Annotated in this window: 24 protein-coding genes; 9 read left to right on the top strand and 15 right to left on the bottom strand. The window is 70.2% G+C overall.

What is annotated here, in order from left to right:
* Nucleotides 1-2: 2 nt before the first annotated feature.
* Entirely contained in the window at nt 3-740 is a 738-nt protein-coding gene (locus tag ACJJV7_RS11790) for an SDR family NAD(P)-dependent oxidoreductase (protein WP_405374504.1), read from the top strand.
* A 60-nt stretch (nt 741-800) separates the two neighbouring features.
* Nucleotides 801-1,241, top strand: coding sequence for a hypothetical protein (locus ACJJV7_RS11785; protein WP_405374506.1), 441 nt, complete (start codon nt 801-803; stop codon nt 1,239-1,241).
* A 28-nt stretch (nt 1,242-1,269) separates the two neighbouring features.
* Here the strand turns inward: ACJJV7_RS11785 and ACJJV7_RS11780 are convergent, their stop codons facing one another.
* Nucleotides 1,270-1,662, bottom strand: coding sequence for a DUF4406 domain-containing protein (locus ACJJV7_RS11780; protein WP_405374508.1), 393 nt, complete (start codon nt 1,660-1,662; stop codon nt 1,270-1,272).
* A gap of 55 nt (nt 1,663-1,717) precedes the next feature.
* Here ACJJV7_RS11780 and ACJJV7_RS11775 point away from each other — a divergent pair, with 55 nt between their 5' ends.
* Nucleotides 1,718-2,473, top strand: coding sequence for a DeoR/GlpR family DNA-binding transcription regulator (locus ACJJV7_RS11775; protein WP_405374510.1), 756 nt, complete (start codon nt 1,718-1,720; stop codon nt 2,471-2,473).
* Nucleotides 2,474-2,479: 6 nt separating this feature from the next.
* On the opposite strand, the gene ACJJV7_RS11770 is transcribed toward ACJJV7_RS11775, so the two are convergent.
* The 3 genes from ACJJV7_RS11770 to dnaB all read right to left on the bottom strand — a co-directional run bounded on the left by ACJJV7_RS11770 (nt 2,480) and on the right by dnaB (nt 5,113).
* Entirely contained in the window at nt 2,480-2,923 is a 444-nt protein-coding gene (locus ACJJV7_RS11770) for an SRPBCC family protein (RefSeq protein WP_405374511.1), read from the bottom strand.
* 61 nt (nt 2,924-2,984) lie between these two features.
* Nucleotides 2,985-3,707: a hypothetical protein gene (locus ACJJV7_RS11765; protein ID WP_405374512.1), complete on the bottom strand. Its 723-nt coding sequence runs from the start codon at nt 3,705-3,707 to the stop codon at nt 2,985-2,987.
* A gap of 35 nt (nt 3,708-3,742) precedes the next feature.
* Nucleotides 3,743-5,113 (bottom strand): replicative DNA helicase, encoded by a 1,371-nt coding sequence (dnaB, locus tag ACJJV7_RS11760; protein ID WP_405374514.1) that lies wholly within the window; start codon nt 5,111-5,113, stop codon nt 3,743-3,745.
* Between the two features lie 490 nt (nt 5,114-5,603).
* On the opposite strand from dnaB, the gene ACJJV7_RS11755 reads away from it, so the two are divergent.
* Both ACJJV7_RS11755 and ACJJV7_RS11750 read left to right on the top strand, forming a co-directional pair.
* Nucleotides 5,604-6,830 carry a hypothetical protein gene (locus ACJJV7_RS11755; protein ID WP_405374515.1) on the top strand — a complete coding sequence of 409 codons (1,227 nt, stop codon included), beginning with the start codon at nt 5,604-5,606 and terminating at the stop codon, nt 6,828-6,830.
* Nucleotides 6,831-6,923: 93 nt separating this feature from the next.
* Nucleotides 6,924-8,471, top strand: coding sequence for an LPXTG cell wall anchor domain-containing protein (locus ACJJV7_RS11750; protein WP_405374517.1), 1,548 nt, complete (start codon nt 6,924-6,926; stop codon nt 8,469-8,471).
* Between the two features lie 164 nt (nt 8,472-8,635).
* Here ACJJV7_RS11750 and rplI read toward each other — a convergent pair whose 3' ends face one another.
* The 5 genes from rplI to ACJJV7_RS11725 all read right to left on the bottom strand — a co-directional run bounded on the left by rplI (nt 8,636) and on the right by ACJJV7_RS11725 (nt 11,387).
* On the bottom strand, nt 8,636-9,088 hold the full coding sequence (gene rplI / locus ACJJV7_RS11745) for a 50S ribosomal protein L9 (protein WP_405374519.1): 453 nt from the start codon (nt 9,086-9,088) through the stop codon (nt 8,636-8,638).
* Between the two features lie 11 nt (nt 9,089-9,099).
* Complete coding sequence (gene rpsR, locus ACJJV7_RS11740) at nt 9,100-9,354, bottom strand: 30S ribosomal protein S18 (protein ID WP_005054609.1); 255 nt, start codon at nt 9,352-9,354, stop codon at nt 9,100-9,102.
* Between the two features lie 56 nt (nt 9,355-9,410).
* Nucleotides 9,411-9,944: a single-stranded DNA-binding protein gene (locus ACJJV7_RS11735; protein WP_405374522.1), complete on the bottom strand. Its 534-nt coding sequence runs from the start codon at nt 9,942-9,944 to the stop codon at nt 9,411-9,413.
* 5 nt (nt 9,945-9,949) lie between these two features.
* The gene (rpsF, locus tag ACJJV7_RS11730; RefSeq protein ID WP_405374523.1) at nt 9,950-10,315 is read right to left on the bottom strand and encodes a 30S ribosomal protein S6; all 366 of its coding nucleotides are present in this window, start codon (nt 10,313-10,315) and stop codon (nt 9,950-9,952) included.
* Nucleotides 10,316-10,427: 112 nt separating this feature from the next.
* A complete protein-coding gene (locus ACJJV7_RS11725; RefSeq protein ID WP_405374525.1) occupies nt 10,428-11,387 on the bottom strand; it encodes a helix-turn-helix transcriptional regulator in 960 nt (319 codons plus the stop codon).
* A gap of 96 nt (nt 11,388-11,483) precedes the next feature.
* Between ACJJV7_RS11725 and ACJJV7_RS11720 the strand changes: the two genes are divergently transcribed.
* The 3 genes from ACJJV7_RS11720 (at nt 11,484) to ACJJV7_RS11710 (ending at nt 14,156) form a co-directional block, all read left to right on the top strand.
* Nucleotides 11,484-11,948 (top strand): VOC family protein, encoded by a 465-nt coding sequence (locus ACJJV7_RS11720; protein WP_405374527.1) that lies wholly within the window; start codon nt 11,484-11,486, stop codon nt 11,946-11,948.
* A 70-nt stretch (nt 11,949-12,018) separates the two neighbouring features.
* A complete protein-coding gene (locus ACJJV7_RS11715) occupies nt 12,019-13,005 on the top strand; it encodes a hypothetical protein (RefSeq protein WP_405374529.1) in 987 nt (328 codons plus the stop codon).
* Nucleotides 13,002-14,156 carry a hypothetical protein gene (locus tag ACJJV7_RS11710; RefSeq protein ID WP_405374531.1) on the top strand — a complete coding sequence of 385 codons (1,155 nt, stop codon included), beginning with the start codon at nt 13,002-13,004 and terminating at the stop codon, nt 14,154-14,156. The genes ACJJV7_RS11715 and ACJJV7_RS11710 overlap by 4 nt, the downstream gene beginning before the upstream one ends.
* 6 nt (nt 14,157-14,162) lie before the next feature.
* Here the strand turns inward: ACJJV7_RS11710 and ACJJV7_RS11705 are convergent, their stop codons facing one another.
* The 5 genes from ACJJV7_RS11705 to ACJJV7_RS11685 all read right to left on the bottom strand — a co-directional run bounded on the left by ACJJV7_RS11705 (nt 14,163) and on the right by ACJJV7_RS11685 (nt 20,008).
* Nucleotides 14,163-15,503: a DUF6716 putative glycosyltransferase gene (locus ACJJV7_RS11705; RefSeq protein ID WP_405374532.1), complete on the bottom strand. Its 1,341-nt coding sequence runs from the start codon at nt 15,501-15,503 to the stop codon at nt 14,163-14,165.
* Nucleotides 15,500-16,372 (bottom strand): N-acetylneuraminate synthase family protein, encoded by an 873-nt coding sequence (locus ACJJV7_RS11700; protein WP_405374534.1) that lies wholly within the window; start codon nt 16,370-16,372, stop codon nt 15,500-15,502. The genes ACJJV7_RS11705 and ACJJV7_RS11700 overlap by 4 nt, the downstream gene beginning before the upstream one ends.
* Nucleotides 16,373-16,483: 111 nt before the next feature.
* Nucleotides 16,484-17,671 carry a cytidylyltransferase domain-containing protein gene (locus tag ACJJV7_RS11695; RefSeq protein ID WP_405374536.1) on the bottom strand — a complete coding sequence of 396 codons (1,188 nt, stop codon included), beginning with the start codon at nt 17,669-17,671 and terminating at the stop codon, nt 16,484-16,486.
* A 1-nt stretch (nt 17,672) separates the two neighbouring features.
* On the bottom strand, nt 17,673-19,034 hold the full coding sequence (locus tag ACJJV7_RS11690) for a polysialyltransferase family glycosyltransferase (RefSeq protein ID WP_405374538.1): 1,362 nt from the start codon (nt 19,032-19,034) through the stop codon (nt 17,673-17,675).
* Nucleotides 19,031-20,008, bottom strand: a complete 978-nt coding sequence (locus ACJJV7_RS11685) for a glycosyltransferase family 2 protein (protein WP_405374540.1) — start codon at nt 20,006-20,008, stop codon at nt 19,031-19,033. The genes ACJJV7_RS11690 and ACJJV7_RS11685 overlap by 4 nt, the downstream gene beginning before the upstream one ends.
* 78 nt (nt 20,009-20,086) lie before the next feature.
* Here ACJJV7_RS11685 and ACJJV7_RS11680 point away from each other — a divergent pair, with 78 nt between their 5' ends.
* The gene (locus tag ACJJV7_RS11680; RefSeq protein WP_405374542.1) at nt 20,087-20,497 is read left to right on the top strand and encodes a DUF6992 family protein; all 411 of its coding nucleotides are present in this window, start codon (nt 20,087-20,089) and stop codon (nt 20,495-20,497) included.
* A gap of 9 nt (nt 20,498-20,506) precedes the next feature.
* On the opposite strand, the gene sfnG is transcribed toward ACJJV7_RS11680, so the two are convergent.
* Nucleotides 20,507-21,640 (bottom strand): dimethylsulfone monooxygenase SfnG, encoded by a 1,134-nt coding sequence (sfnG, locus tag ACJJV7_RS11675; RefSeq protein ID WP_405374544.1) that lies wholly within the window; start codon nt 21,638-21,640, stop codon nt 20,507-20,509.
* Between the last annotated feature and the right edge of the window lie 92 nt (nt 21,641-21,732).

Here is a 21,732-nt window from a genome sequence, read left to right as displayed (position 1 = left end):
CCATGACCTCGACCGAGATCGCCCTCGTGACCGGTGCCCGTGGCGGCGTCGGCAGCGTGCTCGTGGCGCGGCTCCGCGCGCGGGGCCTGCGGGTGGCCGCCGTGGGGCGGGATGCCGCCTCCCTCGCCGCCGTCGACGCGGACGCCCACATCGACGCCGACGTGACCACACCCGAGGGCGCCGCCGCGGCGCTCGAGGGGTGCCGGTCGGAGCTCGGTGACGCGCCGGCGTGGCTCGCGCACGCGGTGGGCAGCACGCTCATCACGCCGCTACACCGGACCAAGGCCGAAGACGCACGCGACATCCTCCGGGTGAACCTCGAGAGCAGCATCTGGATTCTGCAGGCCTGGCTCGAGGCGACAGGAAAGCAGCCCGGAGCCGCGGTGTTCGCGAGCTCGGTCGTCGCCCGGATCGGGGTCGCGAACCACGAAGCGATCGCCGCGGCGAAGGGCGGCGTCGAGGCGCTCGTCCGGAGCGCCGCCGCGACCTACGCCGCGCGCGGCATCCGGGTCAACGCGGTCGCCCCGGGGATGACGGACACGCCGATGACGGCGGGCATGCTGAAGGTGCCGGTGCAGCGCGAGGGCGCCGAGAAGCAGTATCCGCTCGGCGGAGTGCAGAGCGCCGACGACGTCGCGGCGGTGATGGACTGGCTGCTGTCGACGGATGCCTCCCGCATCACCGGTCAGGTGATCCCCGTCGACGGCGGCTTCACGACGGTTCGCCCGCTCGTGAAGTGAGGCGCGGACACGCGGCGGCGCGATGATGGTGGCCGAGCGATCACTGAGGAGGCATTCCGCATGACCACGACGCTTCTCGAGGACTTCTTGTCCGGTGAGACGAGCCGCGTTCTGCACGCGACGTGGCAGGTTCTCGGCAGCCGCGATCCAGCGCTCGTCGATCCGCTCGTCCCGCATATCGCCCGCATCCGGGCGGCGACGGAGAACCTCGACCTCGGCGGCATGCTGCGACCCAATTCGGCCAACGTGCGCTACGCGCTCGAGAAGCTCGAGCATCGCGGCCAGGGTCTGTGCTGGTGCCAGGACTATCCCGGTCCCGACCACCGCGACCCGACCCGCGAAGAGAAGGACGGCCACGTCCGCATCCTCTCGACGAGCGCCCCCGGATGGTCGATGACATACGAATGCGAGTGCACCGTCTGCGGCCGGATCTACGCCGTCGAGCAGGGCGACTATCACGTCATGTGGTGGCGGTGGCGCGGCGCGAAGCGCGACAGGTGAGCGGGTCGCGGATGCCGCCGCGCGACCGTCAGCGGCGCACGTCGACAGGGAGCTCGGCGACGCCCGGAACCTCCGCGAGCGAACGGTAGACGGGCAGGCCCCGTTCGGTCGCGATCGCGACGTCCTGGTCGGCGCCCTTCGACTCGCCGGGAAGGCGGAGCACCGCGTCGCAGTGCTGCAGCAGGCGGTCGGCCGTCGGGTACATGACCTCCGTCGCGAGGGGGTCGGTGGGCCCGGTGGCACCGGCGCTTGCGAGCACGGGCAGGGCCACCCACTCGCCGATCATCGGGATGTGGCCGGCCCGGAAGATCGGCCAGGCGGCCTCTTCGAGTCGGCGGAGGTTCGCCGCCATGAGGTCGGGGTCGCCGCCGGTTCCGGAGGCGTAGGGGCCGGCGATGAGAATGAGCAGTGGTGTCGTCATACGGCTACAATAAGCACGAACGTGAACAAACGTGAACAAACGTGAAGGAGTGGGCATGTTGGCGGCTGCGCGCAAAGATCTTCTGCTCGACCGGTTGCGCCGCGACGGGCGCATCGTGGCGAAGGACATCGCCGTGGAGCTTGGCCTGTCCGAGGACAGCATCCGTCGCGATCTGCGTGAGCTCGACGCGGCGGGCCTGGCGGTTCGGGTCTACGGCGGCGCTCTGCCCGCCTCCCCCGCCGTCGCCGACTACGCGGCGCGCACCGACGTCGGGGTGGAGAGCAAGCGCCGGGTCGCGGCATCCGCCGTCGCGCTCGTTCCGCCGGGGGCGACCGTGATCGTCGACGGCGGCACGACCGCGCTCGAGCTGGTGCGCGCCCTGCCGACGACTTTCCGCGGCACCCTCATCACGCACAGCCCGACGATCGCCGCGGCGCTGATCGCCCATGAGGCCGACGTGCTGCTCATCGGCGGGATGCTGTCGAAGCATTCGATGGTGAGCGGGGGCGCGGCCGCCGCCGAGGCCGCGGGCCGGGTCTCGGCCGACCTGTTCTTCCTCGGGGTGACCGGCATCCATCCAACTGCGGGATTGACGACCGGAGATTCGGAGGATGCCGCGATGAAGCGCATCTTCGCGTCACGCGCGGCCGAGACGTTCGTGCTCGGGAGCGAGGAGAAGATCGGCGCCGCCTCACGCTACGGTGTCGTCGGGCTGGACGAGGTCGCCGGGATCATCACCGATGTCGGCCCCGCTCACCCGACGGCTGAGGCGCTCGTGGCCGCGGGGATCCGGGTCGTCCACGCGGGCTGAGCCGGCTCAGCCCGCCTCGTCCTCGAGCAGCCGCTTCGCGCGGGCCAGGGAGGTGCCGAGCGTCGTGCGCACCGACTCGGCGATCATGGGCTCGGCGAGCCGCATGATGCCGGAGGGCGACGCCTCGATGTGGACGGTCACCCGGGTGCCGGCCGGCATGCGATCGGCGAAGGTGAGCACCGACGAGGTCGCGATGATGCCCGACGTGCTCTCAACCGCCATCCGGCGCCCGGCGAGATGCTCGGTCACGCGCCAGTCGAAGGCGACCTCGCGGCCGAGGGCCCGCATCCGAGTGTGGAGCGTCGTACCGACCTGAACCGGCGCGGGCGAGGTGAGCGTCTCGGAGACGACGGTCGAATCCCACCGTGGCCGGTTCGCTCCGTCGGTGAGGAACGCGAACACGTCGGCGGCGGGCCGATCGATGTCGACGCTCTCGGTCACGGTGAACACCGGGTCAGCGTACGTGCGCGGCAGGCGGCGCGGAAGGGGCACGCACCGGCACAGCGGCGCCTCAGCCGTCGCAGTCGTCGGCCGTGCCCGCGCGGTACTGAACCGTGAACTCCTCCGGCGACATCACCGTCTTCTCGACACCCGCCGCCGAGACGAGAGCGTAGGGGGCAGCGGGCGTCCAAGAGCTGCACGATGACATGTTCGCTGACTTCGACCCGTCGTACTCGACGATGACGGTGAACGACGCCCTTTCTCCGGCGGCGACGGAAATCCCCTCGATGGAGAAGCGCGCATCGCGATCAGCATCGTCGAGTCGCGTCTGCCCGTTCGGGGTGACCATCACGGCGCGCACAGGCCACAGCGCGTCGGCAGCCATCCCCGGCACCCCGATGGTCGTGATCTCCACGTCAGTCCAGCCGTCGTTGGTGACGTGCATCCGGATTCCACAGGTCACCCCGCCGACGAGGTCCACCCGAAGATTCTGGAACTCGTCATCGAAGTACACCCCGGGATCGGGATCGTCAGGGCTCACCGGCGCATCAACACCCGGATCGGTCGACACCGCGCCACCGACGCACCGCACCGGGGCCGCGTCGTAGACGATGCGGATGCCGCCCACCGCCGTCTGGGCGACCACCTGCCACACAGCGAGGCCCGTCAGCGCCGCGACGACGATGATCGCACCGATCAGCGCGACGCGACGCCGGCGACGGCGAACCGGCGTCGGGGACTCCGCGGACGTAGGAGCCGAAGGTGCGGAGCCGCCGGCCCGAGTCGTCATCATGGGGCGATCCTGGCAGACGTGCCCGCGGGGGGGAATCAGTCCATTCCGACGGCCATGTCGGTGAAGCGGGAGAAGTGCCCCTGGAACGCGACGGTCACCGTGTCGGTGGGGCCGTTTCGGTGCTTCGCGACGATGAGGTCGGCTTCGCCGGCGCGGGGGCTGTCCTTCTCGTAGGCCGATTCGCGGTGCAGGAGGATGACCATGTCGGCATCCTGCTCGATCGAGCCCGACTCGCGGAGGTCGCTGATCGCGGGCTTCTTGTCGGCGCGCTGCTCAGGTCCACGGTTCAGCTGCGACAGGGCGATGACGGGCACGCCGATCTCTTTGGCGAGGAGCTTCAGCGCACGGGAGAACTCAGAGACCTCCTGCTGACGCGACTCGACGCGCTTGCCGCTCGTCATGAGCTGCAGATAGTCGATGACGACCATCTCGAGGCCCACGCGCTGCTTGAGTCGACGACACTTCGCACGGATCTCGACGAGCGTCATGTTCGGGCTGTCATCGATGTAGAGGGGCGCGTCGTTGATGCGGCCGCGGGTCGCCGCGATCGTCGTCCAGTCGCGGGAGTCGAGCATGCCCTTGCGCATGCTCTGCAGCGGCACCGCGCCCTCGGCGCTCATGAGGCGCATGGCGATCTCGCTGCGGCCCATCTCGAGAGAGAAGAAGACGGTGGGCCGGTTGTGCTTGATCGCGGCGGCGCGGGCGAAGTCGAGCGCGAGCGTCGACTTACCCATGGCGGGTCGAGCGGCGACGACGATCATCTGGCCACCGTGGAGACCGTTGGTGAGCTGGTCGAGTCCGGCGAACCCGGTGGGGATGCCGGTCATCTGGCCGTCGCGGCCGCGAGCGGCCTCGATCTCCTCGACAGCGGCGTCGACGGCGACCTGGAGGGGGACGTAGTCCTCGGACTGCTCGGCGCCTGTGACCGAGTAGATCTCGGCCTGCGCGTTGTTGACCAGGTCGAGCGCTTCGCCCTGGCCGTTGTACCCCATCTGAACGATGCGCGTTCCGGCCTCGACCAGGCGGCGCAGAAGCGCCCGCTCGCTGACGATCGAGGCGTAATAGCCCGCGTTCGCCGCGGTGGGCACGATCGACGTCAGCGAGTGCAGGTAGTCGGCCCCACCCGAGCGCTGCAGATCACCCGACTTGATGAGCTCGTCGGTGACCGCGACCACATCGGTGGGCTCACCGTGCGAGTAGAGGGTGAGGATGGCCTCGAAGATCAACTCGTGCTTGGGCACGTAGAAGTCAGTGCCCCGCAACGTCTCGATGACGTCAGCGACGGCATCCTTCGACAGCATCATTCCGCCGAGCGCGCTCTGCTCGGCGAGCATGTCGTGCGGAGGGGTGCGTTCGGGCTCTCGGCGTCCGCCGATGCGGTCGTCAGAAATCTCCGCGATCGACATATAGCCCCTCTTCCCCGGCCTGCTGGACAGCCTTCGGACACGTTAGGGACGGGGTCCGACACACGCAAACAGCCCTGTGGATAACTCTGTGGACAGACTGCGTGAAACGCCGTCGCGCCTGTGTACAGCACCTGTGTACAACTTGGAGTGGGCAGCGAGTATTGTGCGCCGTATTTGTTTCTTATCAGGGGTTTGCGTTTCCACACCCTGTGGAGAACTTATGCGGTTCAAGTAGCGCGTGAAGGTTTGTGGTCGAGGCCGTACATGTGTAAAGACGGCCGGTTGTCAAATGAGAATCTCGGCCGCGCGCGTCGCCTGCACCGGGGCCGCCGAATACGGGTCTTGTGGGCTTTCTATGCCATCGCTATGGTGGGGGCTCCAGGCACCCCGCAGACGCGGCCGACACCGGCACGCGCCCCGAATGACATCCTCATGGAGGAGGTGACCTGTGAACCGCGCCGCGACTCGACCCCGCCCCCGCTCTCTCGGCATGACTCTTGCTGGAGTCGGCTGCGCGCTGATCTGGGGCGCCTTCGTCGCCGTGTTCGCGTCGAGTCCCGTGCACGCCCATGACGGTGACGATTCGGATGCCGGGGTGCTCGGCTCACTGACATCGGTGGTGTCTCAGGTGGGCGACCGTGTGGTCGAACCCCTCACAACCAAGGTCGTCGCGCCCGTCACGACCAAGGTCGTCGCGCCCGTGGCGAAGAAGGTCGTCGCGCCGGTTGCGGACGAAATCGTCGCCCCTGCGGCGGACAAGGTGGTCGCCCCTGTCGCGAGAACCGTGGTCGAACCCGTCGCCGAGAAGGTTGTCGCGCCCGTTGCAGAAAAGGTGCTCGCACCGGTCGCGGAGAAGGTCGTTGCACCCGTCGTCGACCAGGTCGTCGCCCCTGTCGTCGACGAGCTCGTCGCACCCGTCGTCGACGAGGTCGTCTCGCCGGTCGTCGCACCCGTCGTCGACAAGGTCGTCACCCCCGTGGTCGACCAGGTCGTCGCACCGGTCACCGATAAGGTCGTCGCACCCGTCGTGACCGCGGTCGTCACGCCCGTGGTCGACACCGTCGTGGCGCCCATCACCAGCGCCGTGCTGCCTCCTGTGACCGGCGTGGTCACCCCGGTCATCTCGCCCGTCGCAGAGGCCTTGGAGCCCGCCACAGAAGCCGTGATCGCTCCCGTCGGGGAGATCACGGACCCCGTCCTCGCGCCCATCGTCGGAGTTCTCGAACCCGTCGGTGGTGCCGTTTCCCTCCCGTCCGAGGAGCCGGGTGCACCGGGCGTTCCGTCCCTCCCCACCACCGTTCCGCCCGTCCCCACCGGCGACCCCGCCACCCCGAGCGCGAATCCCCCTGCTGCTCCGGTGCTCCTCGCGTCCGCGGGACTCACCGGCGGTGCGGTTCTGAGCTCGGCGATGCCCACGGGCATCTCTGTGTTCGCCGCCACCGATGCCGTGTCCGCATCGATTGCAGCGCCGACTGCAGCGGAGGACGCCGTGCGCGGTGGCTCCGACTCGCCGGCATCCGATCTTCCCCTGCTGGGCTCGCCGTCGTCTTCGCCGGCCACCGCCTTCAGTTCCGCCTCCGGAGGGCTTCTCGGCGTGAGCGCCGTCGTGCCACTCGGGTTCCTTGCCGCGCACCGTGCCTGGGTGCGGCGTGGACTCCCGAGTGACGACGACGCCGCGACGGCGCCCTTCTTCGACACCGACGTCTCTCCCGACTGACGACGCCCTCGCCGCTCCGTTGCGGCACGGCATCCGCGCTCATACGCGCACTGACGCACTCTGCGTCGTCATCACGTCAACAAGGAGAGAACAATGAAGACCATGGTTTCGCGCGCCCTGTGGGGCACGCTTCTCGCCGGAGGCATCACGCTCTTCGGCGCCGCAGCCGCACAGGCTGCCGACGCGACGACCTCCGGAGAGGACGGGCTGCTCTCGGGCACCCAGACCCTTCTGAGCGTCGACGTGCCCGTCGACATCCAGGACGTCGCGGTCGCTCTCGTGGGTGACGCCTCGTCCACCGGTGCCGATGCGCCCGCCACCGCTCCGGCGCCGTCACCGGGATCGGCATCGACGAGCGGGTCAGACGGCGTCGCCTCGGGGACGCAAGCGCTCATCGACGTCAGCGTGCCGGTCACCGTGAAGGATGTGGCCGTCGCCGTCATCGGAGACAGCAGCACCTCGGATGCCGCACCTGCAGCGCCCGCGCCGGCTCCTGCCCCTGCTCCGGCTCCTGCCGCACCGTCGACGGATGGAACGGACGGCGTCGCCTCCGGCACCCAGGTCGTCGCACCTGTGACCGCCCCGGTCACCGTCGGCAACACCGCCGTGTCCGTCATCGGCGACAGCAGCACCACCAGCAGCGGCACCACGCCGGTGCCCGCCCCGGCCGCTCCCGCCATCACGGGACCGTCGACCAGCGGAACCGACGGCGCCGCCTCCGGCACCCAGGTCGTCGCACCCGTGACGGCGCCCGTCACCGTCGGCAACACCGCCGTGTCCGTCATCGGCGACAGCAGCACCACCAGCACTGGCACCACGCCGGTGCCCGCCCCGGCCGCTCCCGCCATCACGGGACCGTCGACCAGCGGTAGCGACGGGATTGCCTCCGGCACCCAGGTCGTCGCGCCGATCACCCTCCCCGTCACCGTCGGCAACACCGCCGTCTCCGTGATCGGCGACAGCAGCACGACCGGGGCGGGGTCTGCGGGCAGCGCGCCCATCGGCCTTCCGACCGCTCCTGTCACCTCCGGAGAGGGCGGCATCGGAAGCGGGACGCAGATCCTGCTGCCGATCGCCCTTCCGATCACCATCGGTGACACCGCGATCTCGGTGATCGAGGACAGCACGACAAGCACCCCCGGCACCGACCCCGGCACCACGCCGGGCACCGACCCCGGAACCGACCCGGGCACCACGCCCGGAACCAACCCCGGAACCGACCCGGGCACCACGCCCGGAACCAACCCCGGCACCACGCCCGGCACCACGCCCGGCACCGACCCGGGCACCACGCCCGGCACCGATCCTGGGACCGACCCGGGCACCACGCCCGGAACCAACCCCGGCACCGACCCTGGGACCGACCCGGGCACCACGCCGGGCACCGACCCGGGGACCGACCCCGGCACGACCCCCGGAACCAACCCCGGCACCACCCCCGGCACCGCACCGTCGGTCGCTCCTGAGCCGGCCGGCTCGGGCGCGGTCGTCACGCCCGTGGCATCGGGAACCCCGGTGATCGAGGCGACGGCGACCCTGGCGGAGACCGGCGGCACGGCCACCGTGTGGCTGCCGGCCACGGCCGCGGCGTTCATCGTCGCAGGCGCTCTCCTGATCGCCCGCCGCCGTAGCGTCGCCTGACGCCCGGCTGTCTCGCCTGAATCGGCGGATGCCGCGGGGCTCGCACCCGTGGCATCCGCCGGTCGGCGTGTCTGCGCACGGGATGCGGCGGACCCGGCCGCCCGCACCGACGACAGATGCCGCAGACCCGAAGGTCTGCGGCATCTGAGCGTGCGTCGCCAGGATTACTTGGCGGCGACCACCTGAAGCGTGATCACGGCGGTGAGGTCGTCACGGAGGCGGATCGTCGCCTCGTGCTCGCCCACGGCCTTGATCGGCGAGGTGATGTGGATCTTGCGCTTGTCGAGATCGCCGAAACCGGCGGCCTTGACGGCGTCAGCCACGTCGGCGGTCTTGACCGAACCGAAGAGGCGTCCCTCGTTGCCGGCCTTGACGGCCAGCTTCACGACGTTCGACTCGAGCGTGTTCTTGAGGGCCACGGCCTCTTCGTGGTCGTGGATCGCGCGCGACTCGCGAGCGGCGCGAATCGACGCCACCTGCTTCTCGCCACCGCGGCTCCAGGCCACTGCGAAGCCCTGGGGGATGAGGTAGTTACGGGCGTACCCGTTCTTGACCTCGATGACGTCTCCGGCGCTACCGAGCCCGGTGACCTCGTTCGTGAGAATCAGCTTTGCCATGTCGGTGCTCCTTACCGGCCAGCGCCGGCGTAGGGCAGGAGCGCCATTTCACGGGCGTTCTTGATCGCCTTGGCGATCAGACGCTGCTCCTGCACCGAGACTCCGGTGATACGACGGGCGCGGATCTTCCCACGCTCCGAGATGAACTTGCGAAGTGTTGCGACGTCCTTGTAGTCGATGACGCCGACGCGGATCGCCTTTGCGGGAGCGGCGTTCTTCGCGCCCTTCCGCGGCTTGCGGCGATCGCCGGTTGCCTTTCCAGCCATGTGTCTTCCTTAAGAGATGTGTCGGATGCCGCTGCGGGCAGCATCCGGAATACGAATCAGAACGGGGTGTCGTCGCCGTAGCTCGTCCCGGGCGCGCTCCAGGCGTCAGGAGCAGAGGTCCCGGGCGTGGCCCAGGGCTCGTCCTGCTGAACCTGCGGACGCGACTGCGGTGCACCGCCGCCGCCACCGAAGCTTCCGCCACCGCCGCCGCCACTGCCACCGCTGGAAGCGGCGCGGGTGACCTGGGCAGTCGCGTAGCGAAGCGAGGGGCCGATCTCGTCGACCTCCAGCTCGATAGCGGTGCGGTTGTTGCCTTCGCGGTCCTGGTAAGAGCGCTGCTTCAGGCGGCCGGTCGCGACGACCCGCATGCCCTTGGTGAGCGAGCCGGCCACGTGCTCAGCGAACTCGCGCCAGACCGACGCGCGCATGAACAGCGCTTCGCCGTCCTTCCACTCGTTCGCCTGACGGTCGAAGCTGCGGGGCGTCGACGCGATCGTGAAGTTCGCGACGGGCAGACCGTTCTGCGTGTAGCGCAGCTCGGGGTCTGCCGTGAGGTTTCCCACGACCGTGATGATGGTCTCGCCGGCCATGAGCGTTACGCCTTCGCAGCCTTGCGGGCAGCCTTGGCGTCAGCGCGCTCCTTCTCGGCAGCGACCTGAGCGAACGCTTCCTCGGCACGGAGCACCTTGGTGCGCATGATCTGCTCGTTCAGCTTGAGCTGACGGTCGAGCTCGTCGGTGGCTGCACTGGTGGCGGTGAAGTTGACGACGGCGTAAATGCCCTCGTTCTTCTTCTGGATCTCGTATGCAAGGCGGCGCTTGCCCCAGACGTCGACGTTGTCGATCGAGCCACCGTCTGCGGTGATGACCTTCAGGAATCCATCGAGCTTGGGAGCGACCTGGCGCTCGTCGATCTCGGGGTCGAGGATGACCATGAGTTCGTACTGGTGGATGTGCGTCACTAACCCACCTCCTTCGGACTAGAACGGATGCCGGGCGGTTCCCGGCATCAGGAGGGTTGATGCACGTGTCCGTACTGATTGCGCATGGGCGCAGACGGACAACCTCCACAGTCTAGCGGATGCCGTCCCGCTCTGCCGTCGCGTCGTTCAGGCGCTGGGCGGCACGCACCGCCGCCTCGGCGAGCGCGGGCGGTCCGACGATGTCGAAGTCGCAATCGAACCGCGCCGCCCACGCGAGCACGCCCGCCCACGACCACGACCCGACACGGACTCGGCAGGCGTCGTCGGACAGCTCCTCGAGGACGGCGTCGTCCGACCAGGGGGCGATGGCGCTGGCGGGGAGCGGGAGGATCAGCTCGCCCGTCACCGGCCACGCGTCGGCGGCATCCGATCCTTTGAAGCGTGCGGCGACGAACGTCGTGGCATCGCCGGTGGGGATGCCACGAGGGGCGAACGGCGCCCCGCCGGCACTGCGCGGGTGGATGCGATCGAGCCGGAGGATCCGCCACTCGGCGACGCCGAGATCCCAGGCGACGACGTACCACCGCCCGTCGCGCGCGATCACGGCGTGAGGTTCGGCGCGACGGGCCGGGCCGCTCTGCGACTCGCCGTAGTCGAAGCGGAGCACGCGCCTCTCGCGAACGGCCGCGCTGACCGCCTCGAGCACCGACGGCGCGATCTTCGTCTCCGACGCCCGGGATGCGAACGCGATGCCCTCGACGCGGTGTCGCAGGTGAGAGGGCATGACCTGGCGCACAGTTGCGAGGGCGCGTCGGGCGGCGTCGTCGATGTCGACACCGGCGGCGGGCGCGTTCTGCAGAGCGACCGAGATCGCGACGGCCTGCTCCTCGTCGAACAGAAGGGGCGGAAGGTCCGATCCGGCGGCGAGGCGGTACCCGCCGTACGGGCCCTTCGCCGCGTCGATCGCGTACCCGAGTTCTCGCAGGCGGTCGATGTCGCGGCGGACAGTCCGCACGGTGACCCCGAGCCGGTCGGCGAGCTCCTGCCCGCCCCAGTCGCGGGGCGACTGCAGCACCGACAGCAGCGTCAGGACGCGATTCGAGGTCGCCATGCTCCCATCCTGGCCGAGAAGCGGACAGAAACGGTCCTCTACCCCGCGGAGAGTGATCTCGAGGCGCCTCGGCCTCCCTCATCGAAACGGACGATCATGACGATCACGACCACCACCCATCTCAACTTCGCCGGCACCGCCCGTGCCGCCCTCGAGTTCTACAGTTCCGTCTTCGACGCCGACGTCGCCGTCACCACCTACGGCGATGTCGGCATGCCGCGCGAGCTGCCCGGCGCCGACGGTGTCGTGTTCGGTCTGGTGAGCTCTGCCGACGGCTTCCGGCTCATGGCCTACGACGTCCCGGGGCAGTCGGCCGACTCCACGACGATCGCCGGCACCACACGGCGCGAGAACGGCATGACGATCACCGACCGCCCCTTCTTCGTCTCCCTGCAGGGTGACTCGCTCGACGAGGTCTCCGTCAGGTGGAACGCCCTCGCCGACGGGGCGACGATCGTCGAGCCCCTCGCCGCGTCGGCATGGAGCGCCGGATTCGGCATGCTCACCGACCGGTTCGGCGTGACCTGGGTCATCGACGTCCGCGCAGCGGACGCCGGCTGACAGGCGCCGGATCAGCGACGGCCCGGGCAGCGGCACGGGCGCCCGGGCCGTCGCCGGTAGCGTGAGGGCCATGGAGTGGACTGTGGACGTCTCGGCCGGCGACTGGCTCACCGCGCGCATCGACGACCCCTGGCGCGGCACGATGCACGACGTCGTGCCCCGGGGCTTCGCGGCCTACGCGCGCGTCTTCCACCCGGCATCCGTGCAGGAGATTCCCGGGGAACGGATGCCGTCGCTCGAGCAGTGGCGCGAGAGCGCGCCGTCGGAGCTCCAGGATCTTCAGCAGCGCATCGTCCACCGTCGGGTGACGTGGGGTGAGACCGCGCAGGCGTTCGGCACCGTGTTCCACCCGGGTGCGCAGTGGGGTCCCCTCACCGGCAGCGGTGCGGACGGCGGCGGACAGGTCGACTCGTCCGACGGCCGCTGGTTCGACGACCCTTCCGTCGGCGCCCTCGAACCCGACCTGTTCACCGCCCTGGCGAAGTCTCTCGCGGCTCACACGACGACCCCGGATGCTGGTTTCGCGGCGCTCTGGGAGGGATCGGGCGGTCTCGTCGGCCGCCTCGGCACAGGCCCGTCTCGCTCGTTCTTCCAGGCCGGTGACCCCGGTGACGCCGACCTGCAGCGGCACAACGAGATGCTCGGACGCTCGGTGAAGGAGGTCTGGAACAACGTCTTCCGGAAGGCCACCTGGCAAGACGGCATCCTGTCGCGAGAGATCTCCGAGGGCCCGCGGCTGCGGCTCCCCGAGCGCGCGTTCGTGATGTTCCGCGGCGGCGCGCAAGAGTTCGCGGTCGACGACTGGGAACTCCAGATGCCGTGGCGCGACCTCCCGGCCGAGGCGCACGGCTTCGAGCCGAGCGCCACGAGTCCGAGCCTCCTGTGGCCGGACGACCACGCCTGGGCGGTGGTGTCGGAGGTCGACTTCGATTCGACGATCGTCGCCGGGAGCGCCGAACTGATCGCCGCCATCGTGGGCGACCCACGGCTGGAGGCGGCGGAGATTCCTGTCGACGCGGTCCTCGGGTACGGCGTGGACGACGAGGTGAACCGGTGACGGCGCCGACGTTCGACTCCCGGCCGCTGACCGACCCCGTCGACCGTGCCACCGTCACGGCGAACCGGAAGCAGCTCATCGCGTCGGGACGAGCGCCGCGGAACGGCTCAGCGGCCGGCATCGTCATCGCGATCGTGTTCGTGGTGTTCGTGGTGATCTTCTCGGTGAACACGTTCGTCACGATCGTCGTCATGTCGTTCGCCATCGACGACGTGGGCGGACAGGTCGCCTCGCTGGTGGTGTTCGCCGCCGTCGCGCTGGGCGTCGCGCTCCTCCTGCTCCGCAGCAGTCGGGCATCGGCGGAGCGCTGGTACCGCCTCGACCGATTCGCGCAGGCCAATGGCATGACGTGGTTTCCGCAGGCCGCTGATCCGCCATTGCCCGGCATGATCTTCGCGCAGGGCAGTTCGCGACAGGCATCCGACATCCTCCGCGGCGATCGTCCGCGCTTCGTCGAGTTCGCCAACTACCGGTACACGACGGGCTCGGGGAAGAACCGCACCACCCACCGCTGGGGCTACGTCGCCATCAAGCTGGCATCGCCGCTTCCGCACATCGTGCTGGATGCCGTCGGCAACAACGGCCTCTTCGGCTCGAACCTGCCGCAGATGTTCGACCGCGATCAGCGCCTCAGCCTGGAGGGTGACTTCGATCGCCACTTCGCGCTGTACTGCCCGGAAGGCTACGAGCAGGACGCGGTCTATCTGTTCACGCCCGACATCATGGCGCGGTTCATCGACCACGCCGCGCAGCTCGACGTGGAGATCGTCGACGACTGGCTGTTCCTCTACGCCAAGCGCGACTTCTCGACGCTCGATCCGACGACCTGGGCCTGGCTGTTCTCCGTCGTGGGCGCGCTGCTCGACAAGCTCGGCCAGTGGGAGCGGTGGCGCGACGACCACCTCGCACCGCCTGTGGCCGGTGCGATGGCGGGTGCCGGGGACATGGCGGGTGCCGGGGCGATGGCGGGTGCCGAGGCGGCATCCCTTCCCTTCACCCCTCCGGCCGAGGCGATGCGGCCTCCGCCCGGGGTCGCGCCACAGGGCCGGCGGCTGCAGAGCGGGGTGCCGTGGGCGGCGCTCATCGTGGTGGGTGTGTTCGCCGCGGTCTTCTTCTCGTTCCAGGCAGGGCTGTTCGGCCTGGTGCGCTGAGGCCGATCAGTCGATCCCGGCAGACGCGAGGGTGCGCCGGCGGACGATCGGGTCCTGATAGCGCGCAGGCGTCACCGTGATGTCGCTGGTGTCGTCGAACCAGGTCTCCGAGCCGCGGGGTCCGAGGACCTTGCGCGCGAACAGGATCGCCGACACGACCGGTGCGCCGACGGCGATCGCCACCGCACCGACGAGCGTGTGATCCTCCCCCCCGAGCACGGCTTTGCGCTGCCAGGCCAGATGCAGCCAGCCGCCGCGAGGAACGCGCACCTCGCGCGCCGGGAGATCACCGCGACGACGCCGTTCGACGAGGGCTTCGACCTTCGTCCACCACGTCGACTCCGCCGGGTCGTGGAAGTAGTTGTCGTCCATCCAGGCGCTGTCGGGATGCCGGAAGCGGCGCTCGATGACATCCTCCGCGGAGCCGTGGACACCGCTGTTCGCGAAGACCGTGTTCAGGTGGGTCTTGGAGACCCCGAACGTGTCGAGAGCGATCACCGGCACCCCCATCGCCATCGCTTCGATCGCCGCCGTCGAACTCACGGTGACGAGCCCTTCGGCGTTCATCAGCGCCGTCGACATGGGCTCGTGCGAGAAGACGAGGTTGTCGGGACGGTCACGGAGCAGATCGGTGAACTCGGTGCGCTCGAAGTGCGTCTCCGCCTCGCCGAGGTCGGGGCGGGAGCGAAGCTTCACGACCACGCGTCGCTGCGGATCGGCGTACGCCGCGGCGAGCAGGATGCGGGCGATCGCCGCACGATCGGATGCGTCGCGGGGGACGATGGCCTGCGCCGCGAAGACCAGGTCGGTGCCTCCGCCGGCCGCGGTGCGGGGGCGTGCGTAGGGCAGCGTCGCGAGGCCCAGGTTGAGGGGAACACCGAGACGTTCGGAGAGCTGACCGAACGCCCGGAGCTCGCGCCGGGAGTGCACGACCATGAGGTCGGATTCGCGGCGGTACAGGGCCGCGCCGCGCTGAGCGGGGATCGACATGCCCGGGAGCCCCGTGACGACCACGGGACGGGGGGTGACGCGGTCGATCTCGCGCATGACGAGACGGACGAACGGTCCCCGGCCGGCGACGACCACCACATCGGGCCGGTCGTCGGTCAGCCAGGCCGCGAGGGCATCATGCGCGAGGCGCGTGACGGACTCGGGGCGGATCGCCGTTCCCGTCAGTGCCGCGCGCTCCTGCGCGGCACTGACGACGAGCGGTGTCTTCACGAGCACGAGATGCGGGTCCGCCGCGGGGACGGTGTCGACCAGCGCGGCGGCCCACTTCACGAAGGAATCGGCATCCGCGATCGCCACCACCCGCGTCAGCGAGGTGCGTTCGCGGGCCGCGCTCATGCGGGGACGCGCCGCAGCTTCGCCATCGGCGCGAGCTCACCCTCGTAGACGCGCTTCACGCCGTCACCGAGAGCGGTCTCGATCACGCGGATGTCGCGGACGAGGTGCTCGAGGCCTGCCGGCTCGAGGGATGCCGCGTGGTCGGATCCCCACATGGTGCGGTCGAGCGTGATGTGACGCTCGACCGCGACGGCGCCGAGCGCGACGGCGGCCAGGGAGATCTGCAGGCCGCGCTCGTGCCCCGAGTATCCGACGGGGATGCCCGCGTACCGGTCGCGCAGCGAGGCGATCATCTTGATGTTCGCCTCGTCGGGCTCCATCGGGTAGGTCGAGGTGGCGTGCATCAGCACGGTGCGGTCGGTTCCGAGGACCTCGAGGGCACGGTCGATCTGGTCGATCGTCGACATGCCGGTCGAGAGGATCACCGGCTTGCCCGTGGCGCGCAGTGCCTCGAGGAGCTCGATGTCGGTGAGGCTGGCCGAGGCGACCTTGTGGGCGACGACGCCCAGGTCTTCGAGGAAGTCGACGCTGGGGACGTCCCACGGGGAGGCGAACCAGTCGAGTCCGAGCATGGTGGCGTAGTCGCCGATCTCGACGTACTGCTCGCGGTCGAACTCGACGCGGTAGCGGTACTCGAGGTAGGTCATGGTGCCCCACGGGGTGTCGCGGGGGGTGTCGCGCATGTGCGGGGGCGTCGCGATCTCGGGAGTGCGCTTCTGGAACTTCACCGCGTTCGCGCCGCTGCGCGCCGCGACGTCCATGAGCCGCTTCGCGATCTCGACGTCACCGTTGTGGTTGAGTCCGATCTCGGCGATGACATAGACCGGGTTGCCGCCGCCCAGCACGTGGGAGCCGATGGTGACCGTCATGGGGTGTCCTTTCTTCGTGAACACGTTCAGCGTGCGCGCCGACCGTGAATACCGGATGAACCCCGGGTGGCGTCCGTCGGGCGGGCGGCCGTCCGGTGCGTGAGGCGCGGGCTACCGGTCCGCGCGCGCAGCGAGGACGCGGTTGCAGAACTCCCGCACCGCGCCGTCGCCTCCGCGGCGGTCGAGGACGACGCGCGCGGCGGCGCGCACCTCGGGCTGCGCATCGGCCACCGCGACCGGCCACCCCACGAGCGCCATCGCGGCGAGGTCGTTGACGTCGTTGCCGAGATACGCGACGCGCGACAGCGGCACGCCGATCTCGTCGGCCCACGCCGTCAGGGCGGCGCTCTTGTCGTCGACGCCGTGCTGGACGGCGACCTTCAGCTTCTCAGCACGCGCTCGGACCACCGGATGCTGCTCGGTCGAAAGGATCAGGAGCGGCACGCCCGCGCGCCGGAGGAGCGAGACGCCCATCCCGTCGGAACGGCTCACCCGCACCTGCTCGCCACCTGCGGCATCCACCCACGCCGTGTCGTCGGTGTGCACGCCGTCGAAGTCGGTCACCACGGCGTCGACATCGATCGCGTCGGCGCTCTCCACGAGCGCGGCGATCGCGCCGGCGACGCGCAGCTGGTCGGCATCGTCGATCTCGATCGCGGTCGCTTCGGGCACCTCGACGATCATCGTGCGACCGAAGAAGCGGTGCCCGGCGGCGCGGAAGCCGTCGGCGGTGAACACGTAGAACGCGCCCGTCTCCACGTAGTGCGGGTCCCGGTCCTGGCGACGGGGACGGTGAGCGGCGTCGTGCCCGAGCGCGGCGGCGTGCCCCTCGGCATCCCTCCGCCACACGAACTCATAGCTCTCCCGCGCCGAGAAGGCACTGTCGCAGCGATCGCCCGCCACGGCAGCGATGCCCTCGGCGATCGCCTCACTCGGGATGAAGGGACTCGTCGCCTGCAGGAACACCACCACCCGGGGGTCGATGCCCTCCTCGGCCAGAGTGTCGAGGGCGTGCATCACGGCGCTCTCCGACGATGCGGTGTCGCCGGAGATGTCGGCCGGACGCGCGACCACGTGCGCGCCGGCCTCTCGGGCCAGCGCGGCGATCGCGTCATCGTCGGTGGAGACGACGACGAGGTCGACGGCTCCCGAACGCTCCGCGGCACGCACAGCCCGGACGACGAGGGGCACACCGGCGACAGGTCGGAGGTTCTTCCCCGGAACGCCCTTCGATCCGCCGCGCGCCGGGATCACGGCGATGACGGCCGGCCCGGTGGCGGGATCCTGCGTGCGGGTCATGTCATCCTCCTCGGAGCGCCTTCCAGGCGCGGGTGGTGCGGCGACGCGCGCCGCGGATCGCGAGCTGAGCCTCGGCGAGGCGGCCCGCGCCGCCGACCGGAGCGAGCAGGCGCTCGGCCAGGCGCGGCGGCGTGCCGCCGGGCAGCGCGAGCGACCCGACGCGCGCGGCCGAGAAGTACCGGGCGCGCTCCGCGCCGGGCGCGGCGGCGAGGAACTCCTCCGCCCGCGGACGCAGATGCTCGACGATGCGCGGCTGCATCGCGTAGCCGACGGCGTCCACGAGCTGCTGCATCGCGCCGGGCTCGGCGTAGGGCGAGTCCCGTCGCGTCAGCGCATCGATGATCGTGACCGGGATCCGGTTGCCGTTCTCGTACGGGGTGAGCCGTCCGAGGAGGATCTCCGTGCCGACCGCGGCGATCGGCGACCCACCGAGCGCCTGCAACGTCGGCAGAGCGGTCGAGAACCCCGCCACGGAGCCGACCAGCGGCATCCGTGTGGCAAGAACTTCGGCCGGTGCGGCTCCCGGATAGACGGTGAAGTCGACGCCGCGCGACCGGGCATGCCGGCGGAGGCCCTCGATCATCGCGGGCTCTGCAGACGGATGCGGCTTGAAGACCACCGCCGACGGCGACCATTCCAGGGCGCGGTCGATCATCTGCTCCTGCATGGCCTGCTCTTCGGCGGCGCTCACGAGTCCGAGGGCGGCGAGGTACTGGCCGAGAACGAGCGCCGGCCGCTCCATCGCGGCGAGCGCGTCGATGCGGGGATCCCGGGTCGACTCGGCCACCTCGGCGACCACGGCGCGCAGCGCCTCGACGCCGACGGGGATCCGCGGCGCCCCCGACTCGGAGAACAGCAGCGGCGAGACGCCGGCGACCGTGTCGGCGTACGTCACCCCGACGACGCGATCGAGCACCTTGCGAGGCCACCGGTTGCGGATGGGCGAGTAGGTCATGAGCCCATCGCCCACGACGGTGAGGGACGAGCCCGGGAAGAGGTCGACGAAGACGCGGGACGGCGCGACCTGCGGACTCTGCAGGAAGAGGTCGACGGGGCCCGCGCCGAGATCCCACGCCTGTCGCAGCAGGCGCTCGATGACCGGAGCGTCCGACGGGCGCGGTCGCCAGTGCGCCGGCCGCTCGGGCGCGACGAGGTCGTTGAGGGAGACGACACGATCGAACCGATCGCGCAGCGACGCGAGGTGCGGAGCGTCGGCGATGCTCTCGGCCGCCTCGGGGATGATCGCCGCGTTGACCGCCACGAGGATGCGCCCCGACGGCGCCGCGGCGATGCGTCCCGAGTCGATCGCGGCGACGGCGGTCATCAGTCCGTACGCCGAGTTGAGGACGAAGACCTGGCTCATGAGGTGCGGACCTCGCGCACGAGGCGCGCAAGGATCCGGCGGCGCCGGTCGGACAGCCGGCTCAGCGCCGGTTCGACTTCGCTCTCGGGGATCGCTCGGAGCAGGTCCCGGATGCCGCGACGCAGAGCCGTGCGGTCGGTCGCCGACATGGCGCGCGCCCGGAAGAGATGGTGGGCGCAGATCGACATGGTCGTCGTCGCGACCTTCGGGAGGAACCGCTCGGCCTCGTGATCGTCCTCGACGATGCGGAGGGTCTGCGCGAAGGCGGGGAGGAAGTCGAGCTGACGGCGATCGAGCACCTGGGTGAGCGACGACGCGACTCCGCGGCGGTACAGGATCGCCGGGGCGTCGACGACGGCGAACGACGCCGCCCGCAGGTGCAGGCGCCAGATCCACGGCCGGTCCTCGGCGGTGAAGAGCCCGGGCGAGAAGTGCGCCAGGCCGTCGTCGAGCACCCGGCGGTGGAACATGCCGGCCCAGGCATAGGGGTAGTCGACCATGGTGGTCTCATCGGCGGGGAGGATCGCCTCCCGCGGCGAGGCGGTGCGGCCGCGCCAGCCGAACGGCGCACGCACCAGTCGCCGTCGGCCGTCGGTGTCGGTGACGTGATCCGTCCGCACGAAGTCGCATTCCAGCGACCGCATGGACTCGACGAGGCTCTGCAGCCGGAGCGGCTGCATCCAGTCATCGCCGTCGACGAAGCAGAAGAAGTCACCCTCGACACGGTCGAGTCCCTGGTTGCGGGCGGCGGCGAGGCCGACGGGCTGAGCGTTCTCGACGATCTCGACGGCGGGCAGTTCGCGGGTGAAGTGGCGCACTTGCGCGGCGGTGTCGTCCTGAGAGCCGTCGTTGATCACGACGATCTTGAGCATCCCCGGGTCGTCGAACTGGCGCGCGAGGGTGGTGAGGGTCGTCCCGATGTACGGCCCGGCATCCTTCGCCGGCAGAATCGCGGTCACAAGGGGTTTCGGCACCCGCCGATCCTCACAAGCCCGTATGACCGGCGGGTGGCTCCCGGGTGAACAGCCGCTGACTCGCGAGAGGATGGGCGCATGACTCCGGATGCCGCTCAGGTCACCCGCCGGCTCGTGCGCGGCCTCACCGCATGGGGCTCCGCGTCGGTCGCCCTCGGGGGAATACTCGCGCTGACCGGGCGTTCCTCGGCGGCGCGGACGTTCGGGCAGCAGTCGGCGATGTGGGGCGCGGTCGACCTCGGCCTGGCGGCCCTCGCCGCGCCCACACGTCGCCCTGTCGCGGCTCGTGTGCTCCGGCGGATACTGCTCGTCAACGTCGCCCTCGACGTGGGATACGTCGCCGCGGGGGGACATCTGGCGGCGCGCACGCCGTCGCTCGGCGGACGACTGACCCGAGATCAGGCGCGCGGCCACGGCCTGGCCGTCGTCATCCAGGGGATCGCGCTGTTCGTGATCGACCTGACGAACGCGCGGCGGCTGAGGCGCTGACGGCCGGCGTCAGCCCGCGTCCGTGAGCAGCAGTTCGCCGCGGCGGTCGAGGTCGGCCTCGAGCTCGCGCACGATCGGGATCACCTCGGTGCCGAAGCGCTCGAGCTCCTCCTGGAAGTGCAGGAAGCCGAGCAGGAACAGGTCGACGCCGCGCTTCTTGTACCGGATGATCCGCTCCGCGATCTGCTGCGAATCCCCGAACAGCTGGGTGCGGAAGCCGTCGTTGTACTGGACGAGGTCCTCCAGTGACGAATCCGCCCACATCCCCTTGCCGTCCGAGGTCGACGCACCGGCCTCCTGCACGGACTTCCGAAAGCCCTCGACCGCGGCGGCATCCGCCCCGCCGATGATCTCCCGCAGCTGTGCGAGCGCCTCCTCACGGGAATCGCGCTGGATGACGAAGGCGTTGAGGCCGAACCGCGTGCGGCGGCCGTGCTCGACGGCGACGCGGGTGACGTCGTCGTACTGCTCGGTGAAGCCGTCGAAGTCCTTCCCGTTCGAGAAGTACCAGTCGGCCACGGCACCGCCGTTGACGCGGGCGGCGGTCGAGTTGCCGCCCTGGAAGATGTCGGGATGCGGGCGGCCCGGGACCTCGACGGGGAACGGCCGGAGGGTGAAGTCGTTGATCTGGTAGTACTTCCCGTCGAACGAGAACTTCTCCTGCGTCCACAGGCCCCGCAGGACCTGGATGAACTCCGCCGCGCGTTCGTAGCGCTCGTCGTGCTCGAGCCACTCCAGCCCCAGGTCGGTGAACTCGTCCTTGAACCACCCCGCGACGACGTTGACCGCCGCGCGACCGTGGGAGAACTGGTCGGCCGTGTTGATGAACTTCGCGAGCACCGCGGGATGCCACGCCCCGGGGTGGATGGCCGAGATCACCTTCAGCTTCTCGGTCGCGAGCAGCAGCGCCAGGCTGATGCTCGTGGACTCGTGCTGCTGGGCGGCGCCGTAGCTCGAGGCGTAGCGCACCTGGCTCAGCGCGTACTCGAAGCCGACCCGCTCCGCGGTCTGCGCGAGCGTCACGTTGTAGTCGTAGTCCCAGCCGGTGCGCTGCGGCACGTCGCTGATGACGAGCCCGCCGCTGACGTTGGGCACCCAGTAGGCGAACTTGAGGGGCTCGGCGGTCTTCGGCTGTTCGGTCACGGGGTCCTCCGGGCGGCGAGGCGGTCAGGGTCGCGAGCCACCGTGCCACGCCGCCGCCCGGGCGCAAAGGAGTGCGACGCCCCGTGACGGTG

Source organism: Microbacterium sp. Ld4 (genome assembly GCF_045066555.1).
In the GTDB taxonomy this organism is placed as follows: Bacteria; Actinomycetota; Actinomycetes; order Actinomycetales; family Microbacteriaceae; genus Microbacterium.
This window is presented reverse-complemented; position numbering and strand designations above follow the sequence as displayed.